A 24,143-nucleotide genomic window follows, 5' to 3' on the forward strand; every position below is an offset into this window, starting at 1 on the left:
GTGTTGTGAAGTGGCAGAGATTTTAAAAGGTAACGTTGTTGCAGCTGGAATCAAGGAAAAGATGAAAAAAGACATTGAAGAACTGGCTAAGATAGGTAAAGTGCCTACATTAGGTATTGTAAGACTAGGAAATAATCCAGATGATATTTCCTATGAAAAAAGTATAATCAAAAATTGTGATACCATAGGTATACAATCTAAAGTTTTTGAAAGAAATACTGATATGACAACTGAAGAATTAGTAGCTTTAATGGAAGAGTTAAATAAAGATAATTCCGTATCTGGAGTTCTTTTATTTAGACCTCTACCTAAACATATTGATGAAACAAAGATAAGAGAGGCTTTGTCACCTGCTAAAGATGTGGATTGTATGCACCCAATAAATTTAGCAAAGATATTTGAAGGAGATATGACAGGGTTTGGACCTTGTACTGCAAAAGCGGCTTTGGAAGTGTTATTATATAATGAAGTTCCATTGGAAGGAAAAAATGTGGTAGTAGTTAATAGATCCATGGTACTTGGTAAACCTTTAGTAATGATGTTACTTGAAAAAAATGCAACTGTAACTATTTGTCATTCTAGAACTAAAGACTTACATGAAATAACAAGTAAGGCAGATATAGTAGTAACTGCTTTAGGAAAGGCAAAATTCTTTGATAAGAAATATTTTAATGAAAAATCAGTATGTATAGATGTTGGAGTTAGTTTAGATAGTGAAGGAAAACTAAGTGGAGATATTAATTATCCAGAGGTATCTGAAATGGTATCTATGATAACACCAGTTCCAGGTGGTGTTGGTTCGGTGACTACATCTATATTATTATCCCATGTAGTTGATGCTTGTAAAAAAATGTAGATATAAATCGAAAAAAAAGAGTCAATATTGACTCTTTTTTTCATTTTAATACAAAAATAGTCAATATTCTTTGAAGGAGATTTGAATGCCTATATAGAATATATATAAATACAGAAGAAAAGACAGGAGGGGGTATTTTGTATCTATCAGTAGAAGAACATAACAATAATTTATTGGTACAGTTTAAAGGGGAATTGGATCATCACACCACAGAAAGTGTAAGGGAAAAAATAGACCAAAAGTATAATGATCTAAGGCTTAAAAATATAATATTGGATTTAAGAGGGTTGACTTTTATGGACAGCTCAGGAATCGGACTTATTATGGGAAGATATAGAAACTGTATAGAAAAGGCTGGAGGTATGGCAATAGTAAGTGATAATTCCTATGTAGAAAAGATGTTGAAAATGTCTGGACTCCTTAAAATAATTAATGTTTATCCAACAATTGAAAAAGCTGCTGAAAACTTATAAAGGAGATGAAGAAAGTGGAAAAGAATTATATGAAATTGGAGTTTCTAAGTAAATCTAATAATGAATCATTTGCAAGGGTTGTAGTGGCAGCTTTTGCATCTCAATTAGATCCTACATTAGAAGAATTATCAGACATTAAGACTGCTGTATCTGAGGCTGTAACAAATGCTATTATACATGGATATGAATATGGACAAGGATTAGTAATAGTTGAATCAAAAATTGAAGATAACGAAATAGAGATAATAGTTGAAGATAAAGGAATGGGAATACCAGATATAGTTAAGGCAAGGGAACCTTTTTATACATCTAAACCTAATATGGAAAGATCAGGTATGGGATTTACAGTTATGGAAACTTTTATGGATAGCCTTCAAGTAGAAAGTATCAAAGGACAAGGAACAAAAGTAAAGATGACTAAGAGATTTCAAATCCTTCCAGATAAGGAGTAGATACTATGAATACTAGTGGTGAAACTAAGGCCTTATTATCCCATGAAGAAACCATGGAGCTCATTAAGAAAGCTCAAGAAGGTAGTATGGAAGCTAAGGATACATTAGTATCCTATAATTTAGGATTGATTAGGTCTGTATTAAGGGGTTTTATGAACAGGGGATATGATGTAGATGATTTGTTTCAAATAGGAAGTATTGGACTCCTAAAAGCTATTGATAAGTTTGATATTTCCTTTGATGTTAGATTCTCCACCTATGCAGTACCAATGATAATGGGGGAAATAAAAAGATTTTTAAGAGATGATGGATTGGTAAAAGTAAGCAGATCTTTAAAGCAAACAGCAGCAAGGGCAAAAAGTGCAGAAGAAAAGTTACTTATGGAGTTAGGAAGGGAACCTACAATCCAAGAGATTTCCGATGAAATTCAAATACCTAAGGAAGATATAGTAATGGCATTGGAAGCATCATATCATCCGGACTATCTTTATGATGTTGTACATCAAAATGATGGCTCTCCATTATATTTAATTGATAAAATTAGCAATGAACCAGAGGAAAATAGAGATATAGTAGATAATATAGTTTTAAAGGAAATGCTAGAAAGACTAAAACCTAGAGATAGACAAGTCATTATCTTGAGATATTTTAAAGATCAAACTCAAACTGAGGTAGCAAACCAATTAGGTATATCTCAAGTACAAGTTTCAAGAATAGAGAAAAAAATCATAGAGGAAATGAGAAAAAATTTGGCAAAGGCATGATATATGATTTTTTGTATAAAAAAGTTGCTCTTATAAGAGCAACTTTTTTATATGTTTTTGCCTTTCATTCATTAGTTCATATAAATTAAGAATTTGTAAATTTTTCCTACTAAATAAGTTTCTGTATGAAAAAACAAATATGGTAAATAATAATTTCAGTGAGGTGATTATATTAATGTATAGATTTACCTATAAAAAGTTCATTACTTTGTTAATGATAGTATTAGTAATCATAGGAGGAGTTATTTGGTATAAAGAACAAACAGCTAATAAGGAAGCACCTAAAAGAGCTAATTTTGTACTAAATATAATAGAATTAGGTGAAGTAAATGGATAAAGAAAAAGTATATATAATTATCAGTAAAAAAGCAACTATTGATCCAGAGAAAGATTTATTATTAGAAGATATAGCAGAGGTATATAGCGAAAATACTAGTATAAAAAAAGATATTGAAATTCTTAGATTAAAGAAAAAGAACGTGGAAGAAGATTGGGATTACATAACTGCTAAAGATGTAGTAGAAAAGGTATTAAGTAAATATCCCAATATTGACCTAGATTTATTAGGTGAAGTAGAGACCTTAATAGAATATAAATCTAGGGGTAAAGAAAGACCTTTTTGGGAATTTATTAAAGTGGTCGCAGTATGTATTGTTTTATTTTTTGGAGCTAGTCTAGCCATAATTAACTTCCATGAAGATGTAAATACTAGAAAATCCATGAAAGAATTATACTATACTTTTACTGGAGAAGAAAAGGATAATCCTTTACTAATGGTAATTCCCTATTGTTTTGGTATTGGAATTGGAGTAATTACATTTTTTTCTAGAGTTTTTAGCTCTAGTAAAAGAAGGCAACAGGAGCCTGGGCCTATGGAAATTGAATTATTATTATATGATGAAGATTTAGAAAAGGATATATTGAACAATGTAAAGAAAAAAAAGAGTTAGCAAAAGAGGTGTAATATGTTTTTTAGATTATTAGCCTTGATATTAATTGCCTTTGGTGGCGGAATAACAGTTGGTGGTGCAATAACAGCTTTTCTTACTATACTGAAAATTGTACCTAGATTAGTGCAAATTACAGAAACGTGGAAACGGATTAATCTATATCAAAATATAATTATAGTTTCATTTATTGGATCTATAATAATCTATTTCTCAAATTTCAATTTAAGCTTACCTAAATTTGTAGTTGCACCAATTGGACTAGTATACGGAATATTCATTGGACTATTATCCTCTTCTTTAGCAGAAGTGCTGAATGTAATTCCAGTATTGTCTAAAAAAATCAAAATAAAAGATAATTTGAAATATACAGTATGGGCCTTATTAGGTGGAAAGGTAGTAGGAGCCTTAATATTTTGGTTATTTCTTAAATAGGAGATGAATTAAATGGAAAATATGAACAAAAAAGATTATCAAAAGTATGCAGAAAAAAAGATACCGAAACCAACTTATCTTAAAAATATAATATTAGCTTTTTTAGTAGGAGGAGCAATATGTACAGTGGGACAGATGGTGCGAGCGTGGTTAACTAAAAATGGATTAGATGAAAAATCTGTTGCTTCGGGAACAGCTATTATAATGGTTTTCATAGGTTCATTTTTAACAGGGCTTGGAGTATATGATAAAATTGGAAAAGTTGGAGGAGCGGGAGCGGCAGTTCCCATTACAGGATTTGCCAATGCAATAGTATCTCCTGCTATGGAGTTTAAAACAGAGGGTTTAATATTTGGTGTAGCAGCAAAGCTGTTTACAATAGCAGGACCAGTATTAGTTTATGGAGTAGGAAGTTCTATAGTAGTTGGAATACTACATTTATTATTTACGAGGGGAAGATAACTTATGGCAATAAAAAGAATTGGTTCACAAACAGTAAAATTTCAAAATCCACCTTCAATAATAAGTACCTATACAATAGTAGGACCAAAAGAAGGTGAAGGACCGCTCAAAGATTATTTTGACATGATTTTAGAAGATGATATGTGGGGACAGGAATCATTTGAAAAATCTGAAGCAAAAATACAAGAAGAAGCTATAAAGGCTGCTATTTCAAATGGGAAATTGACAAATCAGGATATGGATTATTTGTTAGCTGGAGATTTATTAAATCAAATAGTATCATCCACATATTCTGCTAGGTCTTTAAGCATACCGTATTATGGGTTATTTGGGGCTTGTTCCACTATGACTGAATCTTTATCTCTTGGAGCAATGCTAATAGACGGTGGTTTTGCTGACAATTTAGTATGTGCCACATCTAGCCATTTTAGTTCAGCAGAGAGACAATTTAGATTTCCTTTAGAGTATGGAAATCAGAGAAAATTCTCAGCACAGTGGACAGTAACAGGTTCTGGTGCCACGGTATTATCGGCAAATGGTAATGGACCCTATATAACTTATGCTACTACAGGAAAAATCATTGATATGGGTGTAAAGGAAGCAGATAACATGGGGGCTGCCATGGCACCAGCAGCTATAGATACTTTACTTACTCATTTTAAAGATACGGGATATTCACCAAAGGATTATGATTTAATAGTGTCTGGAGACTTGGGTAAAGTAGGAAAGGCAATAGTTCTGGAATTGATGAAGAAAGAAGGATATGATTTAACAGATATATATACAGATTGTGGGGTAGAAGTATTTGACATTCAACAAGATACTCATGCAGGAGGATCTGGATGTGGGTGTGCAGCAGTTGTATTAAATGGATATATTTATAAGGAAATGATGAAAGGTAAGTTTAGCCGAGTACTTGTTATGGCAACAGGGGCACTTCATTCTCCCACTATGAATCAACAAGGTGAGTCTATTCCAGGAATAGCTCATGCAATTACTATAGATGTAAATAAAGACTAGGAGTGATTAAATGGAATATATTAAAGCGTTTATAGTAGGTGGTTTAATATGTGTAGTAGGGCAGATTATATTAGATAATACAAAATTAACTCCAGCACATATATTGGTATCATTTGTAACGGCAGGAGTTATATTAGGTGGTTTGGGATTATACAAACCTATTGTTAAATTCGCTGGAGCAGGAGCTACTGTTCCCATAGTTGGATTTGGAAATGCTTTAGCAGAAGGAGCAATAGAAGGTGTAAAGAAAAATGGAATAATAGGTGCCTTTACAGGAGGAATAACTGCTGCAGCAGGTGGAATAGCTGCTGCCATATTGTTTGGTTATATAATGGCATTAGTATTTAAGCCAAAAACGAAAAACTAAGGATTAACCTTAGTTTTCGTCATTATAATCATCTTCATCTTCATAATCATCTTCATTATCTTGATCATCCTCATCTCCCCATCCTGGGAATGGCGGAAGAGCATCATCTTCCTCGGGAGGTGATTCTATTACACTATTCAAATCATGTTCATCACAAACTTCTGTTGGTGCAGTATATTGATAATCAGATGGAACTATTCCGTTATGTTGTGCTGGAGAATATGGTGGCATACGTTCAACAAACACTTTAGTAACTTGATTTTCCTCTGGGCAATATACATTAGCAATCTTGCCAGTAGAACTATCTATAGTTAATTCCACATGTGCATTACAGTACTCAGTAGGTTCGGTACCTTTGGCAAAGATTTCACTTCTAACAGTACTACCCCTTGGGTCACGGGTACAAAGCTCTGTAGGAAGTTTTCCAGATATTGTACATACATTGACACTAACTATATTATTAGGCTTATTAAAAGAAGTTTTACCTTCTAAACCTTCGTGCATTTTTGTCATTATATGCTGCCATAATTGTGTAGCGGCACGACTGCTTTGTGTAAGAGTAATTTTAGGAGAATCGTTTCCTATCCATGTAGCTGAAACATAGTAGGGAGTATATCCAACAAACCAAATATCAGCTTGATCTGTTGTTGTACCTGTTTTACCAGCTACAGCCATATTAGATAATTTTGCTCTTCCAGCTATACCATTAGATACAGTTGTTCTTAGTATATCTCCCATTATATATGCAATTTGAGGAGAAACAACTACATTTTCCTTTGGTGTATTGTCAATTAATATATTTCCGTTTTTATCTTCTATTTTAGTGAAGGCTATGGGTTCTATATAAACACCATCATTTGCTATGGCTCCATAGGCTGCAGTAAGTTCTAGAGGAGTTACACCCTTAGTCATACCACCTAATCCTAAGGCAGATAAGTTTTCATCATTAGTAGCACTATTCTCTTTAGCTGTAACAAAGCTATCACTTTCTGGGTGAGTTTTACTTATAATACCCAGCTTTTCCAAATAAGACATGGAAGTTTGAATTCCAATATATTCCACAGTTTTAACAGAGCTTACGTTTACTGATTGCTCTACAGAATATCTCAAGGTATTAATGCCTTTATATACTCGATTCCAGTTTCTAGGCCATAATTTTCCATTAGCGTAAAAAGGAATGTCGTCTATAGGGGATGCAGCTGTATAGCCATTGTCCAATGCTGGTAAATAAGCAGCTATAGGCTTCATAGCGGAACCAGGCTGCCTTTGAGAAGCAGTGGCTCTATTTAATATACTAGTACCTTTAACATCTCTACCACCTACAAGGGCTTTAATATGTCCTGTTCTATAGTCAAGGAGAACAGTAGCGGCTTGAGGCTGTACAATTCCATCTTTAGATCTGAAAAAGTATTTTTCACTAATCAATAAATTTCCCTTATCATCAATTCTATAAAAATCTTTAGTATCATTTAAATAAGTTTGACTTATTTTTACTTCTTTATTGTCAGATATACTAAACTGACCTTCAGGTATGATAATAGAACCGACTGTATGAGTTACTAAGTTTTTCCTGTCATCTATAGTATAGTAATCAGATATATCTATATGTTTTTGATAAGGAGTAAGTTTCTTATTTTTAATATATAAATTATTATCTCTTAGTTCGTATGTTCCCTTTTCTAATATTAATTCAAATCCTTCATTAAACAAGTTGTTTTGCTGATAAAAGATTATATTTCCTTTATCATCAATAACATCTTTTGCTTTATTTAATCTCCAGTCAACTAATATAGGTCCTTTGATTTTACTAGGATTTCCTACTAGAATTTCAGTAAAATTATTATAAATGCTTTCAAGCTCTCTTTGAAGTTTTACATCTATAGTAGCATAAATTTTTAATCCACCTGTAAATAGTTGATCTTGAGCTTGTTCCTTAGTGTATCCGAATCTTTCCATAAGTGCATTTACAGTTTGTGTTTTTACATAGTCTGTAAAATAAGAAGAAATACCTTCTATTTTCTTTTGTCCAGGTTTCAAGTTTTCTTTAATATTCTCATTTAAAGCACTTTGATATTCAGATTCACTAATTTTTTCTAATTCCAACATTTTTTTAAGTATAATCTTTTGTCTTTTAACTGCCTCTTCATTATAAACTGTTATATACTTTTCTCCTAGTATTTCAACTCTTCCAACTTCGTGATGTTTATTTGGATCAAAGTTTTCAGGTCTTATGGTGTGATAAGGAGCATACCTAGTTGGAGATTTTACAATACCTGCAAATAAAGCGGATTCTGCAAGAGTAAGGTCTTCTACATTTTTAGAGAAATATGTTTGTGAAGCTTCTTGAACTCCATAAGCACCTTGACCTAAATTTACTCTATTTAAATATGCTTCAAGTATTTGATCTTTTGTTAAAACCTTTTCAATTTGTAGAGCAAGATAAGCCTCTTTAATTTTTCTGTCCCAAGATTTTTCTAAAGTCAAGTAAACATTTCTAGCTAACTGCTGAGTAATAGTACTAGCGCCTCTTACAGTTGAGCCAGCCTTTAAATTATCCATGACAGCAGAAATTATACCCTTAGGGTCTACACCAACATGCTTTATAAATCTTTCATCTTCTATTGAGATAAAGGCATCTTTAAGATATTCAGGCATTTGATTTACTTTTACTATAGTTCTAAACTCTGGTGCTTGAATTTTTTCTATAAGATTGCCGGAAGAATCATAAATAGTTGAGGTAAGATCTAACGAAGCATTAATCTTCGTTGGGTCTATATCTGGTGCGTCTTTTAAAATAGAAAGTACTACCCCTATGACAGCACCACCAGCTATAACTGTTAAGGCTATAAGTACAATTAAAAATATCTTTAAAGATTTAAAAATAGTTTTTTTAGTGGATGATTTTTTCTTTTGTTTATCATTATTATCCATTAAATTACCTCCTTAGTTAAGAAAAGGCTTGAACTAATTAATTATACCATAGAAATATAATAATGTTAATATTTCTATGGTTTAAATAATTATTACAATATGGTGACGAAAGTAACAACAATATTAATTCAAGTCATATATTATTATAAGGGGTGATATGAATGAAAAGAATAATGGGGAGAACCATACATAGATGGAAAGAAAAGAAACTTATAATTTTTCTGATTGCTTTTGTTCTATTAATAGTATATATGTACTTTTATATAGACAATAATATTAAGCCTACATTAATAGCATTATCAGAAGTACAGGCAAAAGCAGTAACTACAAAGACAATAAACGATACAATAAAATCAAGAATAAAGAATAATATTGCCTATGATGACCTAATAATTATAAAATACGATAATAATGGGAGAGCAACATTGGTTCAAGCGAATATGATGATGATGAATACCATAGCTGCAGATGTGGCATTGGAGGTTCAAGAACAATTAGGAAAACTATCTACAAGTAAAGTAGATGTTCCCATCAGAAATGCCTTCAATAGGCAAATGATACGTCTTCCAAGTATAAAATTAGAAATACAGCCTCAAGGCTCTGTTAATGTAGATTTCGCTACAGAATTTGAAGAAGCAGGAATAAATCAAACTCGTCATAGGATATATTTAATTGTAATGACAGATATAAGAATGATTATTCCATTGACTTCAGAGACTTTGAGGATAACTACAAATATACCTATTGCAGAAACAGTTATAGTAGGAGATGTACCAGAGCAATATATCTCTATTCCAAAGGAAGATTCTTTAGAGATAATTAGATAAGTTTTCAAAATAATGGTATAATAATATTAAAAAGTATTTAAGATTCATGGTGGGAGTTGATAAATTGAATCAAGAAACAACAAATATGGAAAGAGTTTTGATAATTGGTGTAGAGCTAGATAAAGATGAAATAGACATAGAAACATCTTTAGATGAATTAGAAGAATTAGTGAAGGCCGCAGATGGAGTAGTAGTTACTAGAGTAATACAAAGAAAGGAAAGTATAAATCCTGCCTATTTTATAGGAAAAGGAAAGGCAGAAGAAATTAAAAATTATTGTGAGGAATTGGATATTTCAACTGTTGTTTTTAATGATGAATTGTCAGGAGCACAATTAAGAAACTTGGAAAAGATTATAGATAAAAAAATTGTAGATAGAACCAATTTAATATTGGATATATTTGCAAATAGGGCAAACTCTAAAGAAGGAAAGCTACAAGTAAAACTAGCTCAATTAAAATATAGACTCCCTAGATTAATAGGATTTAGGGACTATTTGTCTAGAGAAGGGGGAGGTATTGGAACTAGAGGACCGGGAGAACAAAAATTAGAGACAGATAGAAGACATATATTAAGAGAAGTTGACAATATAGAGAAACAACTAAAGGAAGTAGAAAAAAATAGGGATATAAAAAGAAAGAAAAGAGAAGGCTCCAGCCTTCCAATAGTTGCATTAGTAGGTTATACTAATGCTGGTAAGTCAACTTTATTGAATAAATTAATAGAATTCAATGATGAATATACGGAGTCTAAGGAAGTATTTGTAAAGGATATGTTATTTGCTACATTAGATACATCCTTAAGACGTGGGAAATTGCCTAATGGGCAGGTATTTTTACTAACAGATACAGTAGGATTTGTATCAAAACTTCCTACGAGATTAATAGAAGCTTTTAAAGGTACCTTAGAAGAAGTTAAATATGCAGATTTGTTGCTTCATGTTGTAGATGCTTCAAATAAAGACTTAGACATACAAATTCAAACTACTTATAATATATTGAAGGATTTAGAAGCATTGGATAAACCCATGATAACTGTGTTTAATAAAATGGATAAAACAGATATACACAATTTATTTTATGATAGAAACTATGTTAATGAAAAAATATTTATCTCAGCCAAAACTGGAGAGAATATAGAAAACCTACTGAAGAATATTGAAGACTCATTACCTCAGCAATATAAAAAAGTGACTTTAAAAATACCATATGATAAGCAAGGGATAGTAAATTATTTTTGTCAAAATTATGAAATTGATAATTTGGAATATATTGAAGATGGGACAAAATTAGAACTAACTATTAATCAAATTGATAGAGAGAAATATAAGGGGTATATCATTTAGATAAAAGGAGGTTGTATGAATAATACTTACAAGACTATAAATAATTATGGTGAAGATGAAACTATAATTAATAAATCAAGATTTATTGGATATGCTACGCCTATAGAAACTGAAGAAGAAGCACTGGACTTCATAGAAAAAATAAGAACAAAACACAGAGATGCAACTCACAATGTATATGCTTATGTTCTAGGAAAGGATAGTAATATTCAAAGATTTAGTGATGATGGGGAGCCATCAGGAACTGCCGGTATACCAGTTTTAGAAGTAATAAAGAAGGAAGATTTAAGAAATGTAGTAGTAGTAGTGACTAGATATTTTGGTGGTATTAAACTGGGAGCAGGAGGTCTGATTAGAGCATATACAAAGGGGGCTAAAATCGGACTTGATGCTGGGATAATAGTTGATATGGTTCTTTATACTAAGATAAAAATAAGAATTGACTATACTCTATATGGAAAAATGGAAAACTACCTTATGAATGAAGGTCATATAGTTGATGGTTCTGATTTTGATGATGGTGTCAATATATTTGTCTACATAGAAGACACGGATAAAGAAAACTTTTATAATATAATAACAGATTTAACAAATGGTACTGCTATATTCGAAGAATTAGACAAAGAATATATTCCTATTAAAGATGGTAAAAAGTTAAACTAAACTGAGTTAATAAAAGATAATCAGGGTATAATTATACAGAGGTGATAATGTGGAAAACATGTTAAAAAATAAAGAAGAAATGCTGCAAAAGAAAACTTGGGCAGTAGCAGGTGTTACAGCAAAGAAAGATAAATTTGGTTATAAAATATGGAAGATATTGAAAGAAAATAATTATGAAACCTATGGAATAAATCCGAATTATGATGAAATAGAAGGAGATAAGATATACCATTCAGTTAAAGATTTACCAAAGAAAATAGAAGTTCTTGATATGGTTGTACCTCCGAAGATTGCTATTTCTACACTAGATGAAGCGAAAGAAGCAGATATTGAATATATATGGTTTCAGCCTGGAACGTATAACGATGAAGTTATAGAAAAGGCTAAGGAATTAGGATTTAAAATATTATATGATGATTGTGTGTACAAAGAGTTAAGAAAGAATGGGTAAATATTGCCTATTCTTTCTTTTTTATTAATTCATAAAAACCTATAAGGAGTAAGAATATACCAAAATATTTTCTTAACTTAAGAGGGTCAATTTTAACAGCTATGAAAGAGCCTATAATAGCACCAACTATTCCTCCAACTATAATCAATTTTGCAATAGAAAAATCTAGATTTCCTTTTTTATAATGAGTTATTAAAGCCACTGTAGCCACAGGAATAAAAACCATTAAATTTACGCCTTGAGCTTCTTGTTGCTTAATGCCATAAAATATTACTAAAGAAGGAATAAGAATAGTACCTCCACCTATACCCATTCCACTGATTATTCCAGATAAAAAGCCAATTAAAGTTAGAATCATTTCCAAATCATCCTTATGGCAGTATATATAATAACACTACCGAATATTTTTCTAAGTATATTAACGGGGATTTTATTTAAAACTTTTGCTCCAATATAAGAACCTATTACTCCTCCCAAAACTACAGGAAGAGCAACTTTAAAATTTATAGAACCTTTCACAAAATATATAATGGTACTTATAATGGATAAAGGCAAAATTATAGATATTGCTGTAGCATGGGCTTTATGGTCATCTATATGTAGCAAAAATACTAAAAAAGGTACAACTAAAGTTCCGCCTCCTGAGCCAAATAAACCATTAACTAATCCAGTAATTAAACCTATGGATAATAATTTAACTTTATTTTTTTCCATAAAATACTCCTTTATGTTATAATCATTATGATTAATCTTACCAATTATAGAGAAGATATACATATAAACAAAAGTGAAAAAAGTTGGAGGGGAAATATGGAAAATGTAAACTTAGTTGTAGATGAAATAGTAAGATGGTTACAAGAAAAGGTTCAAGAAGCAAAGGCAGAGGGATTAGTTTTTGGTTTAAGTGGTGGAATAGATTCAGCAGTAATGGCAGGTCTTGCTAAAAAGGCATTTCCCAATAATTCTCTAGGAGTTATTATGCCATGCCATAGTGACCCAATAGATGAAGAACATGGTATATTAGTAGCAGAAAAATTAAATTTACACACTGAAAAAGTAGATTTATCTAATTCTTTTGATGTATTAACAGATTCTATAAAGGTAGAAAATAAGAACAAAATGGCCATATCTAATTTAAAACCAAGACTTAGAATGACTACTCTATATTACTTTGCCCAAAATAATAATTATTTAGTAATAGGTTCAAGTAATAAATCTGAGTATACAGTAGGATACTTTACTAAACATGGGGATAGTGGAGTAGACTTACTTCCATTAGCTTCCTTTGTAAAATCAGAAATCAGAGAGTTGGCTAGAAGTCTAGACATCCCTGATATAATAATAGAAAAACCACCTACAGCAGGACTATGGGAAGATCAGACAGATGAGAAGGAAATGGGATTTTCCTATGATGTACTAGATAATTATATAAAGACTGGTGAAGGACCTAAAGAAATAGTAGAAAAGATAGAAAGAATGAATGCTATTAGTGAACATAAAAGGATTTATCCACCAATATTTAAATTTAAACAAATGTAATGCAATAAATATAATATTATGCTAAAATAAATAAGGCAATACTATAAAGGGAGTGAAAATGAATGGCAGGACATTCAAAGTGGAATAATATTAAAAATAAAAAAGGTAAAGAAGATGCTAAAAGAGCTAAAGTCTTTACAAAATTAGGTAGATATATTATGGTTGCAGCAAAAGAAGGTGGAGCTGACCCAGACTATAACCCAGCATTAAAAGCGGCTATAGAAAAAGCAAAGGCAGAAAATATGCCAAATGATAATATAGAAAGAGCTATTAAAAAAGGTTCAGGTGAACTAGGAGCAGATAACTTTGAAGAAATTATCTATGAAGGATATGGTCCAGGAGGGATAGCAGTATTTGCAACTTGCTTAACAGACAATAGAAATAGAACTGCACCAGATGTACGCCATGCTTTTGACAAATGTGGTGGAAATATGGGTCAATCAGGGTGCGTTACATTTATGTTCGACAGAAAAGGAATGATTGCCATAGAAAGAACTGACTCCATAGATGAAGATGAGCTAACTATGCTTGCAATAGATTTAGGTGCTGAAGATTTTGCAGCAGAAGATGAAGGATTTGAAATAATAACAGCTCCAGAAGATTTTAATGGTGTAAGGGACGGTTTATCTGAAAAAGGATATACTTTCGCCATGGCAGAACTTACTTACATTCCACAAAATACAATAGAATTAACTAGTACAGATGATATAAAAAATATGGAAAAATTAATAGATATGCTTGAAGATAACGACGATGTTCAAGAAGTGTATCATAACTGGGAGATGGAAGAGGAGTAAAACAGCTTAATTTCAATGGTTATAGAGCTTTAGATTTTATTCGTTTTTAATAATTAACTCAATTTGCTTACGCTTTGCCAACGAAGGAAATGACTCGTTGGCATGGAGTAGGTAATGCCAATAATAACCACCAGTAGTAAATTGATTCCCATGCAGGCATCTGCATATTAATTGATTGCCAATATCCATAATACGACTAGCTTCACGAATGCTAGCAAACTTCAAAACTTCATTGCCGCAGGTACTAACAGCCATGACTGGTACTTGCTCTATTAAATTGTTTTTCACTGCATGGTTAACATTCTCTTTAGGGGTAACCCATTCTAAATTGCTTACGCTATTATTTGTCTTAATACCATCTATATGATTGACTTGAGGTAGCTTTTTAGGATTTGGAATAAAGGTCTGAGCTACTAATCTATGAGCAAAAAAACCTTTAACCTTACCATTTTTACATAACCTATATCGAGCATAGCCCCGCACAAAATCTGGTTTTAAAATTCGATTATATTTTGTATTTTTCACTTGACCTTCTGTGTTAATGAAATAGTCCTCATAGTTTTCAATTGGTTTCCACATAATTAATCTCCTTTCTCATATACCTAGTCTTCTTAACTCGTTGGCAATTTTTTTACATAGGACTCTAATATTTGAACTGTTTTATCTTCCATGCCTTCTGTTAAGTGAGAGTAAATATCCATAGTAGTAGTTATACTGGAATGCCCTAATCTTTCTTGGACGGATTTCATATCGGCACCATTTTCAATTAGCATTGTTGCGTGGGTATGGCGAAGCATATGAAAATTAAATGGTATGCCAATATCGTTAGTAACAATATCTCTGGTATGATTAGCATGAAACGGTGTAAAGGTAGTTCCATTTTCTGAAGTACATACAAAATGGATTTCTTTTTTATCTTCTTTATCAAGGTTATAACTATGGTAATCTTTATAAATATATCCCTGCTTGTCTATATAGAATCTATAATAGTATTGGCCGTACTTTAATTTATTTTTACTTTGTTCCGCCTTGTGTTTCTTTAGTAAGCTTACTAATGTATCACCAATTTTAATTGTCCTTACAGAGGATTGATTTTTGGTAGTGGATATAATAAACTTTTTATCTTTTCTAGTCATATTTTTTTCCACTGATAAAGTCTTAGATTCTAAATCAATGTTTTCCCATGTTAAAGCACAAATTTCACCAACCCTTAATCCAGTATAAAATGCAATCTGTATTGGGATATAATGAATGGTACCCTTAAATCTTTCTGATATTTCCTGGTATTCTTCCAATGTAACTGTTTTTTTATCATCGTTTTTCTTCAATGATGGCATTGTCACATACTCCATAGGATTGTTTTTTATAAATTGGCATGGATGAACGGCATACTTTAGCGAACTAGACAATATAGCCTTCATGTTTTTTATATATTTTAGACTATAATTTTCTTTGACTTTATTATTGATAAAAGATTGTAAAACTGTTGGAGTCAAAGAGTTGAGTTTATATTTGCCTAGATCTGGTTTAATATGATTTTTTATTATAATATCTCTTAACTTATAAGTAGTATGTTTTAAGTTTGTTTCCACATATTCCTTCATCCAATAATCCATATAATCTGATACAGATATGTTTTTGGGTTCAAAAAATTGTCCTGCATTTTCATATTCAGTTAGTGCAATTCTTCCAACTCTAAGAGCTTCTGCTTTAGTATTGCCTCCAACTCTTTCTATCCTTTTACGATTACCTCCAACGGAAGCAATTTCAAAACTATAATACCACTTCTTTCCTCTTTTTCTTGCTGATACAGTCATTGTTTTATACTCCTTTCTTAAACTTATGTTCTTTACTGATTTATATAAAAGAGCCAATATAGGCTCTAAATATATTATTATTTATTTCTCTTTTTTTAATTTAGTGATGATTAATGATATAGTAAGGCTTGGGATTATACCATTAATCTCAGGTTGTCCCCCATAGTGTTCGTAGCATTGTGGGGGATTTTTATTTAAATTTTAATTCAATTAACCTTTCAGAAACTCCTAAAATACAACTCATTTCTTTTATAGTCATAGAATCGTATGTAGAAAAATCAATATTATTTGAGATAAGAAGTTCAGCTGCAAACTTATTAGCTTGATATTCTATTTTATCTTTATTTAACAAGTGATTTTCTGTATAATAACTACTATTTAAATTAGTATGTAATATAGCATGTCCAAGCTCATGGGCTATAACTACTTTTTCTTCTTCATCAGATAACTCATTTGATATATAAATATATTCATTATAAAATAAGTCTCGTAAAAACCTACCTTTTATTCCAGGTCTCATTTCTTTCCTTATTAGTTTTATATCTAATATTTCTATTATTTCATAAACATTTCTAGTTTTGTAAACCTCTATCAAACCTTCTACAATTTCTTTTATCCAAGTCATTTATAACACCCCCAGTGATGCTATTTCCTATTCATCTTCTCAAGAGATAATTTCATTGCAAACAATAAATCATTTGCTAAATCCATAATTTCTTCTTCGGACATTTCTTTTAGGTCATATCCACCAAATGCCATTAGGGAAGGTTGTTGAAGTATAAATTTCATAGCTTCCTCTGCTGAATCTAATTTTATAGATTCAATATATTTAGCTTGTTCAGCTAATTTATTTTGTTTATTATATTTTTCTTTCCATTCTTGTAATTTTTCATCTTTAATGGGTTCATCTTTAAAAAATTCATCAACCGAAACTTCAAGGACATCAGCTATTTTTTCTAACAACTCAACGCTAGGATACCTTTTATTATTTATAACATAACTTATATGAGTAGGACTAACATCTACGATTTCAGCCAGTTCTTTTGAAGTTACTTTTTTAAGCTTCATTAGTTCTTTTATATTGTCACCTAACATCCAACCACTCCTAATAAACTTATTGTTTATCTTAATTATAAACTCACAGTTAATAAAAGTCAATGATAATACAAGAAAAATTAAGAAATATTAAGTAAAAACAAGAAATAACCTTATAGTTTATAATGTACTAGATTTATAGTAAACTATAAGGTTATTTTGACATTGTAATAAACTGAGTGTTTATGATAATATAAACATACAGTTTATGAATTAACTTTAATATAACTTGAAAGAGGTGAAAATATGAATAAGATTGATACATTAAGAAAAATACAAAATAAAAGCTATGGATTTATAGCCAAAGAAACAGGATTAACTCCAACATATATATATTTATTAGCTAAAGGAGAACGAACAAATCCAAGTTTAGAGGTCATGCAAAAGATTTCAGCAGTGTTTGGGGAAAAAGTAGAAAAAGTATTCCAAATCAATGAATTTAAAAACTAAAGCGAGGTGAGAAAGATATTAAGTATAGACTTTAAAAAAGGTATCGGCTTAATAGTAAAAAATAACGGACAGCAGATAGATATGGTTGAAAGTGTAAAGGTAAGTATAAGTGCAAATATAACCGAATCTCCAGAAGTAATTTTGACCATTAAGCCAACAGAAATCAAAATATCAGCTGATGTTAATTATCATGGCATTCAACAAAATCAATAGCTTTTGGGGCTATCTGCATTAGTTCTTTCCCATCTTTAACTTGTTGAGTGTAATGAACTAAACCTAATCCAGCAAGATACTGTCGACATAAAGAATACATCGTTTTAGTTAATCCTTCTACTTCGATAGCGATATCTTCATAACTAAAATAGATATCAAGCATACCAGTTTGCATGGATTTAAGAAGCATAGACTCTAAAATTTGTTTTGAAGTGTTACGGATATTGGTCTTTGACATATCATAAAATTCTCCTTTCATAAATACTTGGTTACTGCAATAACCTGTACTTTAATTATAGGAGAATATTGGAGGAAAAACAACAAAAGTGAGGTGAAAAGGATGGAAGAGAATAAAAAAGAAACTGTTCAAGAGGTGCGAACTCAAGAACAGTCAAAAACAATAATAAGTTTTTCAAATTTAGATGAATTTGTAGATTTAGTAGACCAAGCAACAGATACTTTGAAAAAAATAATGAAGTTTAAAACTGAAATAGCCCAAGAAACAACAGATTTGTTGAACAAAATAACAGATTTTGAATTTAGAGTAACTCAATCAAAATAAATCATCCTTACGCTCTTTAAAATCTTTAAGCGTTTTGTCAAGTTCATCAAAAGATTTCTTAGCTCTTTCAGATTCTTTTACAAAATCATTGTCGACTTCTGGCAATACGTTTTTTGAACATTTGGGACAGGTCATGTTTTTACCAATATCTTTGACCTTAATCTTGATACTGTTTTTACAACTAGGGCAAACAGAATTAATGCTAGTGTCGTCAATTATATTTTTCATATTTAACACCCCCTTTTTACAAATTTTACCATAGGGGAGAGATAAAGAACAGGAGGGAAACAAATGAGTAATTTAATAAAAATAAACTATCAAGGTGATAGACAAACAACAAGTGCTAGAGATTTGTGGGAGTTTTTAGGTAAGCCTTATACTGAATTTCCAAAATGGTTTAATCATTATAAAGAATATGGATTTGCTGAAAACCTTGATTTTCGTGTAATCGAAAGATTTGTCGATGACGTAAATGTATTTGGTGGCAAAAGGAAATTAACAGATTATGAAATTACTATCGATATGGCTAAAGAATTAGCTATGCTACAGAAATCAGAAAAAGGTAAAATTGCCAGAAAATATTTTATCGACTTAGAAAAGAAATGGAATAGCCCAGAAGCAATTATGGCGAGAGCCTTAAAGATGGCAGATGAAAAAATGCTTGAGTATAAAAGTAACATCATCCAACTTGAAGGAAGAATCCAAGAGAATAAACCTAAAGTTATATTCGCAGAAGCTTTAGAAGCCTCAAATAATTCTATTCTAGTGGGAGAATTAGCAAAGTTATTAGCAAGGAACGGAATTGAAGATATGGGGCAGAATAGGTTGTTTGTTTGGTTAAGAAAGAATGGTTATCTTCATAAAAAAGGAGAACAATATAATCTTCCTACTCAATTAGCTACGGACTTAGAAATTATAGAAGTAAAAACAACTACTATCAATAATCCGGACGGAAGTGTAAGGGTTACAAAGACACCTAAAATCACAGGTAAAGGGCAGATATATTTTGTTAATAAATTCAAAGAAAAGGAAGTAGTTTAATATGAACAGTTTAAGAGCTATAGATTGGAGGTGTCTTAAATGGATTTAAGATTAGAGCCATTAGAAAATACTCTATACACGGTAGATGAAGTTGCTACTGTAATAAAAACTAACACTAATTATGTTTACAGTTTAATAAAAGCAGGTCATTTACAAGCATTAAAATTAGGAAGGTTGAAGGTAAGAAAGTCGGAAGTAGAAAGATTTTTAAAAGAAGCCCAAGGATACGATTATACAGACCCATACAATATAAAGGAATTGGAAAGCGAGGAGGGCAATTAATGCTAAATCTAATCTGCAACCTAATCTCTAAAATAGTCTCTACAGGTATCAATGGGACAATCCTAATGCCTCTTATAGCTTTCCTTTTATGGATTGGAGTAGGACAGGCTAGGGACTTTAAGCAGGTAGCAAAACAAATATTAAGAGAGGAGGAATAGTTTTGGATAATCTTAAAAAATGGGATTTCATAAAAGTTATTGACTTTAATAGAAAAGAACTCAAAGAAGAAGAAATGAGTCAATTCATGGAAGCAGATGGAATTATAGTAAATACCTTCAGCGACTCAGGTTATAGACATGATGTAGTGTTCTTTAATATGAATTTACAAAAGAAAGCCATGGATAATGGTGGGATTCTTTGGAGAGATGAAGATTTAGAAAAGTTGGAAGGAGTGTAGATGTGAAAGAATACGCACTTTACAAAGGTGAAGAAATTCTCGCCATGGGAACTGCAGATGAGATAGCTAAAGAACTAAATATAAAAATAGAAACAGTTTTATGGTACAGAACACCATCACAGATAAAAAGAAGTAAGTCTGATAATTGCAGAATATTAGTTCCTTTAGATGAAGATGAAGATGAGGTGCAGATATGAATAAGCCACATTGTTACGGAGCGATGGACTGGATACTCAAATATCCAGAAGATGAAGTACCAGAGCATTCAATATGTAAATGCGAGCATACGAAGAGTTGTTTAATTATCACTAGAAATAAGCAAGAAAAAGCCCCTACTGCCACCACGCAAAATAGGGACTAAGAAAAATATCTTAACTAAATTATATCAAATAGGGAGGAACTTATCAATGAAAGTAAAGTTTAAAAAATGGAATTGCATAACAAGAGTTGGTTGGCATTGTAACGAGAACTTAGGTATTGAATTAATTGATGAGGAAGATGGTGGGGTTATAGCCAAAGCTACTATAAATCCTGATATAGAATTACTTGATAATCAAGTAGCTATAAAAGATTATACAGAAAATGCAGGAATGGTAGAAGCACTACTGAGTGCAGGAGTAATATCAAGATATATAAAATCAGTGCCAGCGGGTTTTATGATGGTGCCTGTATATGAAATATCTGAAGAATTTAAAAAAGAAGTAGAAAGGGCAGAGGAGGAATAATCAAATGAAAACTATGACTATAGATGAATTGAAAAAGAGAGGGTTAAAACAGGGAGATTTGTACTTTATAGAGCACGAGAATTATCAATTCACTGGCTGGTATCTAGTTATCGGCAATAATTTAGATGTTTCATTAAATACAGACCGTAAAAATGCTCATGGGTGTGCAGAAACAGAATGTTGCCTATATGAAATAAAAAAGATTATTTTAAGAGAAGATTTGCCAAACAATTTTGCACCTAACACGTCAAGATTTTTCAAAACCTTTGATGAATCATTAGTAGAACCAATTATAACAAACATCATTAAACAGAAAACATCCAAATACATCCATGCAGTACATTTTGGTAGTTCAAAATTCTATACATGGAGAGTTCCAGAGAAGCTGAACAATGTTAAGTTTAAAAAAGGTGACATAGTAGAGGTTGACACCATATATGGCAATCAGTATGTACAAGTAAAAGAAACAGCAGAGTATGAATATGACGAAAAATTTAATGAAGTCATAAATCTGATTAAAACAGATGACTTACCATTTTAAGGGGGAATTAGAGTGAAGAATCATAGAATAGAACCACATAGAATAGAAGGATTAGTAACGACTACAGCTAAAGCTTTTGCAGTTATTAAAGAAGGTACAGAAGGCGACCCAAGACATTATGCAAAACATATGCACTTCATGGCAGACTTGTTAAAGGATTTAGTAGATACAGCTTATCCAATTGAAGATAAAGAGATAGATACAAGAAACTTAATCGAAATAGCACAATTTCAATCATTCGAAGAAATGATGAATGCAGTGGCCAAAATTGCAAAGGCTACTAAACCACCAAAGGCAGGTAAGTTTTAATGAAGATTGATTATGAAAAGCTTACAGAAGATTTAATTCAAGCCAGATTAGCAGCAGAGGAAGCAGCTAAAGGCGAAGATGGTGGAACTGCAAATTTAGATACTATGACAATAAAATTACCTAGAGCAAATGAAAAGAAAGTCATTGAAGCAGTTAAAGTAGCAGGACTTTATACGAGAGGTAGAAGAGAATGGATTGGTCCAAGGTACTTTATCTCACCACCTGCATGTGGACAAGGAAACTCAAGAAATAGAGCAGTTGAAGCCATGGCAAAGGTTATGGGGGAAGCCGGCTATGAAGTATTAGTTTATTACCAAATGGATTAAGGGGGGAGAAGTAATTGAAAATTATCAAAGGTAAAAATTTAGGCGGTTTTGATTTAATGCCACCAGCTGAAGGTACTTGCCCAGAATGTGGAGTAAAGCACGAGCCAGAACTACCACATAATCAAGAAAGTTTATTCTACCAATATAAATTTTATAACGAGCATGGAAGATGGCCGACTTGGAAAGATGCAATGGAGCACTGTTCGGAAGAAATGAAAAAATTATGGACTAATGAATTGAAATCAAGGGGGATTGAGATATGAACATCAAATTAAATTGGTTTAGAATAAAGAATTTTAAAGGGATAAAGGACTTGATTGTGGAGTTAAATGGGAAAAACATAAATATTTTTGGCAACAACGCAACTGGTAAAACCACCACTATGGATGCTATTAGATGGCTATTTTTCGACAAAGATAGTAACGATAATACTAAATTTACTATAAAACCACAGGACGAGGATGGAAAAGATTTATTGTATCTGGAACCAACGGTTGAATCAGAATTGTTAGTGGATGGGAAACCTCTAAAACTAAAAAAATCTATGGTAGAAAAATGGGTTAAAAGGCAAGGAGCAACAGAAAAAGTGTTTGACGGTCATACAAATAAATATTGGTTTAACGAAGTGCCATGCAAAGCAGGAGAATACAAAGATAAAATAGATAGCTTAATCAATGAAAATATCTTCAAAATGATAACGGACCCATTATTTTTTAACACTAAATTGAAGTGGGAAGAAAGAAGAAAAATTCTATTAGAAATATCAGGAGATGCAACAGACGAGCAAGTAATAGCTTCAGATGAAAGCTTATCAAGATTAACAGAGATTTTAAATGATAGATCCATTGATGATTATAAATTAGTCCTTGCAGATAAACTCAAAGGTCTTAAAAAAGAAAGAGATGATTTACCTCCAAGGATTGATGAACTTACAAGGTCATTACCAAATGAAGAACCAGACTATTCAGCAATAGAAGTTGAATTAAAAGGATATAAGGACCAATTAGCAACAGTGGAATTCCTAATGACCAATGCTACAAATAAGGCTAATAAGATAACTGAAAAGTATCAGGAATTAGGCAAATTAAAAAGCCAATTAGAAAAAGTAAAAGAAAAAATTAAATCGGAATCAGGAGCAGATAGAAAAAAACTCCTTGAGAAGAAATCAGAATTAGAGAATGGGAAGTTTATTCTTCAATCAGGGATAAGGGAGTTACAATTAGAAGTTCAAGAGGCTAAAACTCGCCTAGAATCTAATTCTAAAACTAGACAAAGATTGTTAGAGGAATGGAGAAATTTAAGTGATAAGAACCTTGAAATTTTATCAGAAGAATTTGAAGTCGGAGAAAGGGCAACAAATTGCCCTACTTGCGGACAGGATATTCCAGAGGAAACTATCGCAACAGAAATAGGAACGTTAAGAGTTAAATTTGAGCAGAATAAAAAAATCAAATTAGCAGACAACATAGCTTTGTTAGAGAAAAACAAAGAATCGGGATTGGCACTCAAGATTAATACAGAAAAAATTAAATCCGATTTAGAGTTAGCAGAAAAAGAGTTATCAGATAAGGAATTTCAGTTAGAGAATTTAACGATATCAATTAATGCTTTAGATAGTGAAATAGTAAGGCCAATAGAAGAACCAGACTACACTAAATATCAAGAATACAACGAACTATTCGATAAAATCGAGCAGTTACAAGCTGAACTAGATAAACCAGTAGAAGATAAATCATCTGAATTATTACAAAAGAAAGCAGATATACAGCTTGAAATCGAAGCTCGTAATAGAGTTTTAAATGTCAAAGATGAAGTTGAAAAGAAAAAAGCTAGAATCGAAGAACTAAAAGCAGAGGAAAAGAGAGTATCTACTCTAATAGCAGAATTGGAAGGTCATAAATTCCTATTAGAGAAGTTCACAGTAGCAAATGTATTTGTCAACTGAAAAGTGTACCATATAATAATCGAAAACTGTACCACTTGGTAATGTAAACTAATTGGTTTCTTCTAACCATTCCCTAGTTTCTTTAATCCTATAAGAATCACCATTCATATT

At 31.5% G+C, this 24,143-nt stretch carries 39 protein-coding genes; 30 read left to right on the plus strand and 9 right to left on the minus strand.

What is annotated here, in order from left to right; all coding sequences use genetic code 11:
* The first annotated feature begins 10 nt into the window (after positions 1–10).
* From FYJ83_RS20450 to spoVAE, 10 genes are all read left to right on the plus strand, one after another.
* Positions 11–856: a bifunctional 5,10-methylenetetrahydrofolate dehydrogenase/5,10-methenyltetrahydrofolate cyclohydrolase gene (locus tag FYJ83_RS20450; RefSeq protein WP_216585338.1), complete on the plus strand. Its 846-nt coding sequence runs from the start codon at positions 11–13 to the stop codon at positions 854–856.
* Positions 857–993: 137 nt separating this feature from the next.
* Complete coding sequence (gene spoIIAA, locus FYJ83_RS09980; RefSeq protein WP_154440182.1) at positions 994–1,329, plus strand: anti-sigma F factor antagonist; 336 nt, start codon at positions 994–996, stop codon at positions 1,327–1,329.
* Between the two features lie 14 nt (positions 1,330–1,343).
* Entirely contained in the window at positions 1,344–1,781 is a 438-nt protein-coding gene (spoIIAB, locus tag FYJ83_RS09985) for an anti-sigma F factor (RefSeq protein WP_342366195.1), read from the plus strand.
* A gap of 5 nt (positions 1,782–1,786) precedes the next feature.
* The gene (gene sigF / locus FYJ83_RS09990; RefSeq protein WP_154440184.1) at positions 1,787–2,545 is read left to right on the plus strand and encodes an RNA polymerase sporulation sigma factor SigF; all 759 of its coding nucleotides are present in this window, start codon (positions 1,787–1,789) and stop codon (positions 2,543–2,545) included.
* A gap of 175 nt (positions 2,546–2,720) precedes the next feature.
* Positions 2,721–2,882, plus strand: coding sequence for a hypothetical protein (locus tag FYJ83_RS09995; RefSeq protein WP_154440185.1), 162 nt, complete (start codon positions 2,721–2,723; stop codon positions 2,880–2,882).
* Positions 2,875–3,495, plus strand: coding sequence for a stage V sporulation protein AA (locus tag FYJ83_RS10000; protein WP_154440186.1), 621 nt, complete (start codon positions 2,875–2,877; stop codon positions 3,493–3,495). The genes FYJ83_RS09995 and FYJ83_RS10000 overlap by 8 nt, the downstream gene beginning before the upstream one ends.
* Positions 3,496–3,510: 15 nt before the next feature.
* Complete coding sequence (locus FYJ83_RS10005) at positions 3,511–3,927, plus strand: stage V sporulation protein AB (RefSeq protein WP_154440187.1); 417 nt, start codon at positions 3,511–3,513, stop codon at positions 3,925–3,927.
* Between the two features lie 12 nt (positions 3,928–3,939).
* Entirely contained in the window at positions 3,940–4,389 is a 450-nt protein-coding gene (spoVAC, locus tag FYJ83_RS10010; protein ID WP_154440188.1) for a stage V sporulation protein AC, read from the plus strand.
* Positions 4,390–4,392: 3 nt separating this feature from the next.
* Complete coding sequence (spoVAD, locus tag FYJ83_RS10015) at positions 4,393–5,409, plus strand: stage V sporulation protein AD (protein ID WP_154440189.1); 1,017 nt, start codon at positions 4,393–4,395, stop codon at positions 5,407–5,409.
* Positions 5,410–5,419: 10 nt separating this feature from the next.
* The gene (spoVAE, locus tag FYJ83_RS10020) at positions 5,420–5,776 is read left to right on the plus strand and encodes a stage V sporulation protein AE (RefSeq protein WP_154440190.1); all 357 of its coding nucleotides are present in this window, start codon (positions 5,420–5,422) and stop codon (positions 5,774–5,776) included.
* 9 nt (positions 5,777–5,785) lie between these two features.
* Here spoVAE and FYJ83_RS10025 read toward each other — a convergent pair whose 3' ends face one another.
* Positions 5,786–8,707, minus strand: coding sequence for a penicillin-binding protein 1A (locus FYJ83_RS10025; RefSeq protein WP_154440192.1), 2,922 nt, complete (start codon positions 8,705–8,707; stop codon positions 5,786–5,788).
* Between the two features lie 161 nt (positions 8,708–8,868).
* On the opposite strand from FYJ83_RS10025, the gene yunB reads away from it, so the two are divergent.
* The 4 genes from yunB (at position 8,869) to FYJ83_RS10045 (ending at position 11,993) form a co-directional block, all read left to right on the plus strand.
* Positions 8,869–9,534 carry a sporulation protein YunB gene (gene yunB / locus FYJ83_RS10030; RefSeq protein WP_229768560.1) on the plus strand — a complete coding sequence of 222 codons (666 nt, stop codon included), beginning with the start codon at positions 8,869–8,871 and terminating at the stop codon, positions 9,532–9,534.
* An 85-nt stretch (positions 9,535–9,619) separates the two neighbouring features.
* Positions 9,620–10,879 carry a GTPase HflX gene (gene hflX, locus FYJ83_RS10035; RefSeq protein ID WP_412034782.1) on the plus strand — a complete coding sequence of 420 codons (1,260 nt, stop codon included), beginning with the start codon at positions 9,620–9,622 and terminating at the stop codon, positions 10,877–10,879.
* Between the two features lie 15 nt (positions 10,880–10,894).
* The gene (locus FYJ83_RS10040; protein ID WP_154440196.1) at positions 10,895–11,542 is read left to right on the plus strand and encodes a YigZ family protein; all 648 of its coding nucleotides are present in this window, start codon (positions 10,895–10,897) and stop codon (positions 11,540–11,542) included.
* A gap of 58 nt (positions 11,543–11,600) precedes the next feature.
* Positions 11,601–11,993 carry a CoA-binding protein gene (locus FYJ83_RS10045; RefSeq protein ID WP_154440246.1) on the plus strand — a complete coding sequence of 131 codons (393 nt, stop codon included), beginning with the start codon at positions 11,601–11,603 and terminating at the stop codon, positions 11,991–11,993.
* A gap of 7 nt (positions 11,994–12,000) precedes the next feature.
* On the opposite strand, the gene FYJ83_RS10050 is transcribed toward FYJ83_RS10045, so the two are convergent.
* Both FYJ83_RS10050 and FYJ83_RS10055 read right to left on the minus strand, forming a co-directional pair.
* Positions 12,001–12,351: a sulfite exporter TauE/SafE family protein gene (locus FYJ83_RS10050; RefSeq protein ID WP_154440198.1), complete on the minus strand. Its 351-nt coding sequence runs from the start codon at positions 12,349–12,351 to the stop codon at positions 12,001–12,003.
* Entirely contained in the window at positions 12,348–12,770 is a 423-nt protein-coding gene (locus FYJ83_RS10055; protein ID WP_216585337.1) for a sulfite exporter TauE/SafE family protein, read from the minus strand. The genes FYJ83_RS10050 and FYJ83_RS10055 overlap by 4 nt, the downstream gene beginning before the upstream one ends.
* Positions 12,771–12,803: 33 nt before the next feature.
* Between FYJ83_RS10055 and nadE the strand changes: the two genes are divergently transcribed.
* Together nadE and FYJ83_RS10065 are read left to right on the plus strand one after the other, a co-directional pair.
* Complete coding sequence (nadE, locus tag FYJ83_RS10060) at positions 12,804–13,532, plus strand: NAD(+) synthase (protein ID WP_154440202.1); 729 nt, start codon at positions 12,804–12,806, stop codon at positions 13,530–13,532.
* Positions 13,533–13,594: 62 nt separating this feature from the next.
* Entirely contained in the window at positions 13,595–14,329 is a 735-nt protein-coding gene (locus FYJ83_RS10065; RefSeq protein ID WP_154440204.1) for a YebC/PmpR family DNA-binding transcriptional regulator, read from the plus strand.
* A gap of 36 nt (positions 14,330–14,365) precedes the next feature.
* Here the strand turns inward: FYJ83_RS10065 and FYJ83_RS10070 are convergent, their stop codons facing one another.
* The 4 genes from FYJ83_RS10070 to FYJ83_RS10085 all read right to left on the minus strand — a co-directional run bounded on the left by FYJ83_RS10070 (position 14,366) and on the right by FYJ83_RS10085 (position 17,241).
* Positions 14,366–14,908: an HNH endonuclease gene (locus tag FYJ83_RS10070; protein WP_154440206.1), complete on the minus strand. Its 543-nt coding sequence runs from the start codon at positions 14,906–14,908 to the stop codon at positions 14,366–14,368.
* Positions 14,909–14,940: 32 nt separating this feature from the next.
* Complete coding sequence (locus FYJ83_RS10075; RefSeq protein WP_154440208.1) at positions 14,941–16,146, minus strand: tyrosine-type recombinase/integrase; 1,206 nt, start codon at positions 16,144–16,146, stop codon at positions 14,941–14,943.
* A 190-nt stretch (positions 16,147–16,336) separates the two neighbouring features.
* A complete protein-coding gene (locus tag FYJ83_RS10080) occupies positions 16,337–16,771 on the minus strand; it encodes an ImmA/IrrE family metallo-endopeptidase (protein ID WP_154440210.1) in 435 nt (144 codons plus the stop codon).
* A 20-nt stretch (positions 16,772–16,791) separates the two neighbouring features.
* Positions 16,792–17,241 carry a helix-turn-helix domain-containing protein gene (locus tag FYJ83_RS10085; RefSeq protein ID WP_154440212.1) on the minus strand — a complete coding sequence of 150 codons (450 nt, stop codon included), beginning with the start codon at positions 17,239–17,241 and terminating at the stop codon, positions 16,792–16,794.
* Between the two features lie 246 nt (positions 17,242–17,487).
* Here FYJ83_RS10085 and FYJ83_RS10090 point away from each other — a divergent pair, with 246 nt between their 5' ends.
* Together FYJ83_RS10090 and FYJ83_RS19675 are read left to right on the plus strand one after the other, a co-directional pair.
* Complete coding sequence (locus tag FYJ83_RS10090) at positions 17,488–17,691, plus strand: helix-turn-helix transcriptional regulator (RefSeq protein ID WP_154440214.1); 204 nt, start codon at positions 17,488–17,490, stop codon at positions 17,689–17,691.
* A gap of 6 nt (positions 17,692–17,697) precedes the next feature.
* Positions 17,698–17,904: a hypothetical protein gene (locus FYJ83_RS19675; protein WP_195837974.1), complete on the plus strand. Its 207-nt coding sequence runs from the start codon at positions 17,698–17,700 to the stop codon at positions 17,902–17,904.
* On the opposite strand, the gene FYJ83_RS10095 is transcribed toward FYJ83_RS19675, so the two are convergent.
* On the minus strand, positions 17,873–18,142 hold the full coding sequence (locus FYJ83_RS10095; protein WP_154440216.1) for a hypothetical protein: 270 nt from the start codon (positions 18,140–18,142) through the stop codon (positions 17,873–17,875). The genes FYJ83_RS19675 and FYJ83_RS10095 overlap by 32 nt on opposite strands.
* 102 nt (positions 18,143–18,244) lie before the next feature.
* On the opposite strand from FYJ83_RS10095, the gene FYJ83_RS10100 reads away from it, so the two are divergent.
* Complete coding sequence (locus FYJ83_RS10100) at positions 18,245–18,466, plus strand: hypothetical protein (RefSeq protein WP_154440218.1); 222 nt, start codon at positions 18,245–18,247, stop codon at positions 18,464–18,466.
* On the opposite strand, the gene FYJ83_RS10105 is transcribed toward FYJ83_RS10100, so the two are convergent.
* Positions 18,458–18,694, minus strand: coding sequence for a hypothetical protein (locus tag FYJ83_RS10105; RefSeq protein WP_154440220.1), 237 nt, complete (start codon positions 18,692–18,694; stop codon positions 18,458–18,460). The genes FYJ83_RS10100 and FYJ83_RS10105 overlap by 9 nt on opposite strands.
* A gap of 63 nt (positions 18,695–18,757) precedes the next feature.
* On the opposite strand from FYJ83_RS10105, the gene FYJ83_RS10110 reads away from it, so the two are divergent.
* The 11 genes from FYJ83_RS10110 to FYJ83_RS10160 all read left to right on the plus strand — a co-directional run bounded on the left by FYJ83_RS10110 (position 18,758) and on the right by FYJ83_RS10160 (position 24,032).
* The gene (locus FYJ83_RS10110; protein WP_154440222.1) at positions 18,758–19,507 is read left to right on the plus strand and encodes a phage antirepressor KilAC domain-containing protein; all 750 of its coding nucleotides are present in this window, start codon (positions 18,758–18,760) and stop codon (positions 19,505–19,507) included.
* A 39-nt stretch (positions 19,508–19,546) separates the two neighbouring features.
* A complete protein-coding gene (locus FYJ83_RS10115; RefSeq protein ID WP_154440224.1) occupies positions 19,547–19,789 on the plus strand; it encodes a helix-turn-helix domain-containing protein in 243 nt (80 codons plus the stop codon).
* Positions 19,789–19,947 (plus strand): hypothetical protein, encoded by a 159-nt coding sequence (locus FYJ83_RS10120; RefSeq protein WP_154440226.1) that lies wholly within the window; start codon positions 19,789–19,791, stop codon positions 19,945–19,947. The genes FYJ83_RS10115 and FYJ83_RS10120 overlap by 1 nt, the downstream gene beginning before the upstream one ends.
* A gap of 2 nt (positions 19,948–19,949) precedes the next feature.
* Entirely contained in the window at positions 19,950–20,186 is a 237-nt protein-coding gene (locus FYJ83_RS10125; RefSeq protein ID WP_154440228.1) for a hypothetical protein, read from the plus strand.
* A 2-nt stretch (positions 20,187–20,188) separates the two neighbouring features.
* A complete protein-coding gene (locus tag FYJ83_RS10130; protein ID WP_154440230.1) occupies positions 20,189–20,383 on the plus strand; it encodes a hypothetical protein in 195 nt (64 codons plus the stop codon).
* 210 nt (positions 20,384–20,593) lie between these two features.
* A complete protein-coding gene (locus FYJ83_RS10135; protein ID WP_154440232.1) occupies positions 20,594–20,911 on the plus strand; it encodes a hypothetical protein in 318 nt (105 codons plus the stop codon).
* Positions 20,912–20,915: 4 nt separating this feature from the next.
* The gene (locus FYJ83_RS10140) at positions 20,916–21,452 is read left to right on the plus strand and encodes a DUF5839 family protein (RefSeq protein ID WP_154440234.1); all 537 of its coding nucleotides are present in this window, start codon (positions 20,916–20,918) and stop codon (positions 21,450–21,452) included.
* Between the two features lie 12 nt (positions 21,453–21,464).
* Entirely contained in the window at positions 21,465–21,761 is a 297-nt protein-coding gene (locus FYJ83_RS10145; protein ID WP_154440236.1) for a hypothetical protein, read from the plus strand.
* Positions 21,761–22,087, plus strand: a complete 327-nt coding sequence (locus tag FYJ83_RS10150) for a hypothetical protein (RefSeq protein ID WP_154440238.1) — start codon at positions 21,761–21,763, stop codon at positions 22,085–22,087. Before FYJ83_RS10145 ends, FYJ83_RS10150 begins: the two co-directional genes overlap by 1 nt.
* A 14-nt stretch (positions 22,088–22,101) precedes the next feature.
* Positions 22,102–22,350: a hypothetical protein gene (locus tag FYJ83_RS10155; protein ID WP_229768561.1), complete on the plus strand. Its 249-nt coding sequence runs from the start codon at positions 22,102–22,104 to the stop codon at positions 22,348–22,350.
* A complete protein-coding gene (locus FYJ83_RS10160; protein WP_154440240.1) occupies positions 22,347–24,032 on the plus strand; it encodes an AAA family ATPase in 1,686 nt (561 codons plus the stop codon). Before FYJ83_RS10155 ends, FYJ83_RS10160 begins: the two co-directional genes overlap by 4 nt.
* Positions 24,033–24,143: the final 111 nt, after the last annotated feature.

Origin of the sequence: Tissierella pigra, from assembly GCF_009695605.1 — a bacterium.
Classification (GTDB): Bacteria; Bacillota; Clostridia; order Tissierellales; family Tissierellaceae; genus Tissierella; species Tissierella pigra.

What these genes read in the sequence shown, in the direction of transcription:
- sigF (WP_154440184.1), top strand. Translation starts at nt 1,787, where the DNA reads ATGAATACTAGTGGTGAAACTAAGGCCTTATTATCCCATGAAGAAACC.
- FYJ83_RS09995 (WP_154440185.1), top strand. Translation starts at nt 2,721, where the DNA reads ATGTATAGATTTACCTATAAAAAGTTCATTACTTTGTTAATGATAGTA.
- FYJ83_RS10000 (WP_154440186.1), top strand. Translation starts at nt 2,875, where the DNA reads ATGGATAAAGAAAAAGTATATATAATTATCAGTAAAAAAGCAACTATT.
- FYJ83_RS10005 (WP_154440187.1), top strand. Translation starts at nt 3,511, where the DNA reads ATGTTTTTTAGATTATTAGCCTTGATATTAATTGCCTTTGGTGGCGGA.
- spoVAC (WP_154440188.1), top strand. Translation starts at nt 3,940, where the DNA reads ATGGAAAATATGAACAAAAAAGATTATCAAAAGTATGCAGAAAAAAAG.
- spoVAD (WP_154440189.1), top strand. Translation starts at nt 4,393, where the DNA reads ATGGCAATAAAAAGAATTGGTTCACAAACAGTAAAATTTCAAAATCCA.
- spoVAE (WP_154440190.1), top strand. Translation starts at nt 5,420, where the DNA reads ATGGAATATATTAAAGCGTTTATAGTAGGTGGTTTAATATGTGTAGTA.
- FYJ83_RS10025 (WP_154440192.1), bottom strand. Translation starts at nt 8,707, where the DNA reads ATGGATAATAATGATAAACAAAAGAAAAAATCATCCACTAAAAAAACT.
- yunB (WP_229768560.1), top strand. Translation starts at nt 8,869, where the DNA reads ATGAAAAGAATAATGGGGAGAACCATACATAGATGGAAAGAAAAGAAA.
- hflX (WP_412034782.1), top strand. Translation starts at nt 9,620, where the DNA reads ATGGAAAGAGTTTTGATAATTGGTGTAGAGCTAGATAAAGATGAAATA.
- FYJ83_RS10040 (WP_154440196.1), top strand. Translation starts at nt 10,895, where the DNA reads ATGAATAATACTTACAAGACTATAAATAATTATGGTGAAGATGAAACT.
- FYJ83_RS10045 (WP_154440246.1), top strand. Translation starts at nt 11,601, where the DNA reads ATGTTAAAAAATAAAGAAGAAATGCTGCAAAAGAAAACTTGGGCAGTA.
- FYJ83_RS10050 (WP_154440198.1), bottom strand. Translation starts at nt 12,351, where the DNA reads ATGATTCTAACTTTAATTGGCTTTTTATCTGGAATAATCAGTGGAATG.
- FYJ83_RS10055 (WP_216585337.1), bottom strand. Translation starts at nt 12,770, where the DNA reads ATGTATATCTTCTCTATAATTGGTAAGATTAATCATAATGATTATAAC.
- nadE (WP_154440202.1), top strand. Translation starts at nt 12,804, where the DNA reads ATGGAAAATGTAAACTTAGTTGTAGATGAAATAGTAAGATGGTTACAA.
- FYJ83_RS10065 (WP_154440204.1), top strand. Translation starts at nt 13,595, where the DNA reads ATGGCAGGACATTCAAAGTGGAATAATATTAAAAATAAAAAAGGTAAA.
- FYJ83_RS10070 (WP_154440206.1), bottom strand. Translation starts at nt 14,908, where the DNA reads ATGTGGAAACCAATTGAAAACTATGAGGACTATTTCATTAACACAGAA.
- FYJ83_RS10075 (WP_154440208.1), bottom strand. Translation starts at nt 16,146, where the DNA reads ATGACTGTATCAGCAAGAAAAAGAGGAAAGAAGTGGTATTATAGTTTT.
- FYJ83_RS10080 (WP_154440210.1), bottom strand. Translation starts at nt 16,771, where the DNA reads ATGACTTGGATAAAAGAAATTGTAGAAGGTTTGATAGAGGTTTACAAA.
- FYJ83_RS10085 (WP_154440212.1), bottom strand. Translation starts at nt 17,241, where the DNA reads ATGTTAGGTGACAATATAAAAGAACTAATGAAGCTTAAAAAAGTAACT.
- FYJ83_RS10090 (WP_154440214.1), top strand. Translation starts at nt 17,488, where the DNA reads ATGAATAAGATTGATACATTAAGAAAAATACAAAATAAAAGCTATGGA.
- FYJ83_RS10095 (WP_154440216.1), bottom strand. Translation starts at nt 18,142, where the DNA reads ATGTCAAAGACCAATATCCGTAACACTTCAAAACAAATTTTAGAGTCT.
- FYJ83_RS10100 (WP_154440218.1), top strand. Translation starts at nt 18,245, where the DNA reads ATGGAAGAGAATAAAAAAGAAACTGTTCAAGAGGTGCGAACTCAAGAA.
- FYJ83_RS10105 (WP_154440220.1), bottom strand. Translation starts at nt 18,694, where the DNA reads ATGAAAAATATAATTGACGACACTAGCATTAATTCTGTTTGCCCTAGT.
- FYJ83_RS10110 (WP_154440222.1), top strand. Translation starts at nt 18,758, where the DNA reads ATGAGTAATTTAATAAAAATAAACTATCAAGGTGATAGACAAACAACA.
- FYJ83_RS10115 (WP_154440224.1), top strand. Translation starts at nt 19,547, where the DNA reads ATGGATTTAAGATTAGAGCCATTAGAAAATACTCTATACACGGTAGAT.
- FYJ83_RS10120 (WP_154440226.1), top strand. Translation starts at nt 19,789, where the DNA reads ATGCTAAATCTAATCTGCAACCTAATCTCTAAAATAGTCTCTACAGGT.
- FYJ83_RS10135 (WP_154440232.1), top strand. Translation starts at nt 20,594, where the DNA reads ATGAAAGTAAAGTTTAAAAAATGGAATTGCATAACAAGAGTTGGTTGG.
- FYJ83_RS10140 (WP_154440234.1), top strand. Translation starts at nt 20,916, where the DNA reads ATGAAAACTATGACTATAGATGAATTGAAAAAGAGAGGGTTAAAACAG.
- FYJ83_RS10150 (WP_154440238.1), top strand. Translation starts at nt 21,761, where the DNA reads ATGAAGATTGATTATGAAAAGCTTACAGAAGATTTAATTCAAGCCAGA.
- FYJ83_RS10160 (WP_154440240.1), top strand. Translation starts at nt 22,347, where the DNA reads ATGAACATCAAATTAAATTGGTTTAGAATAAAGAATTTTAAAGGGATA.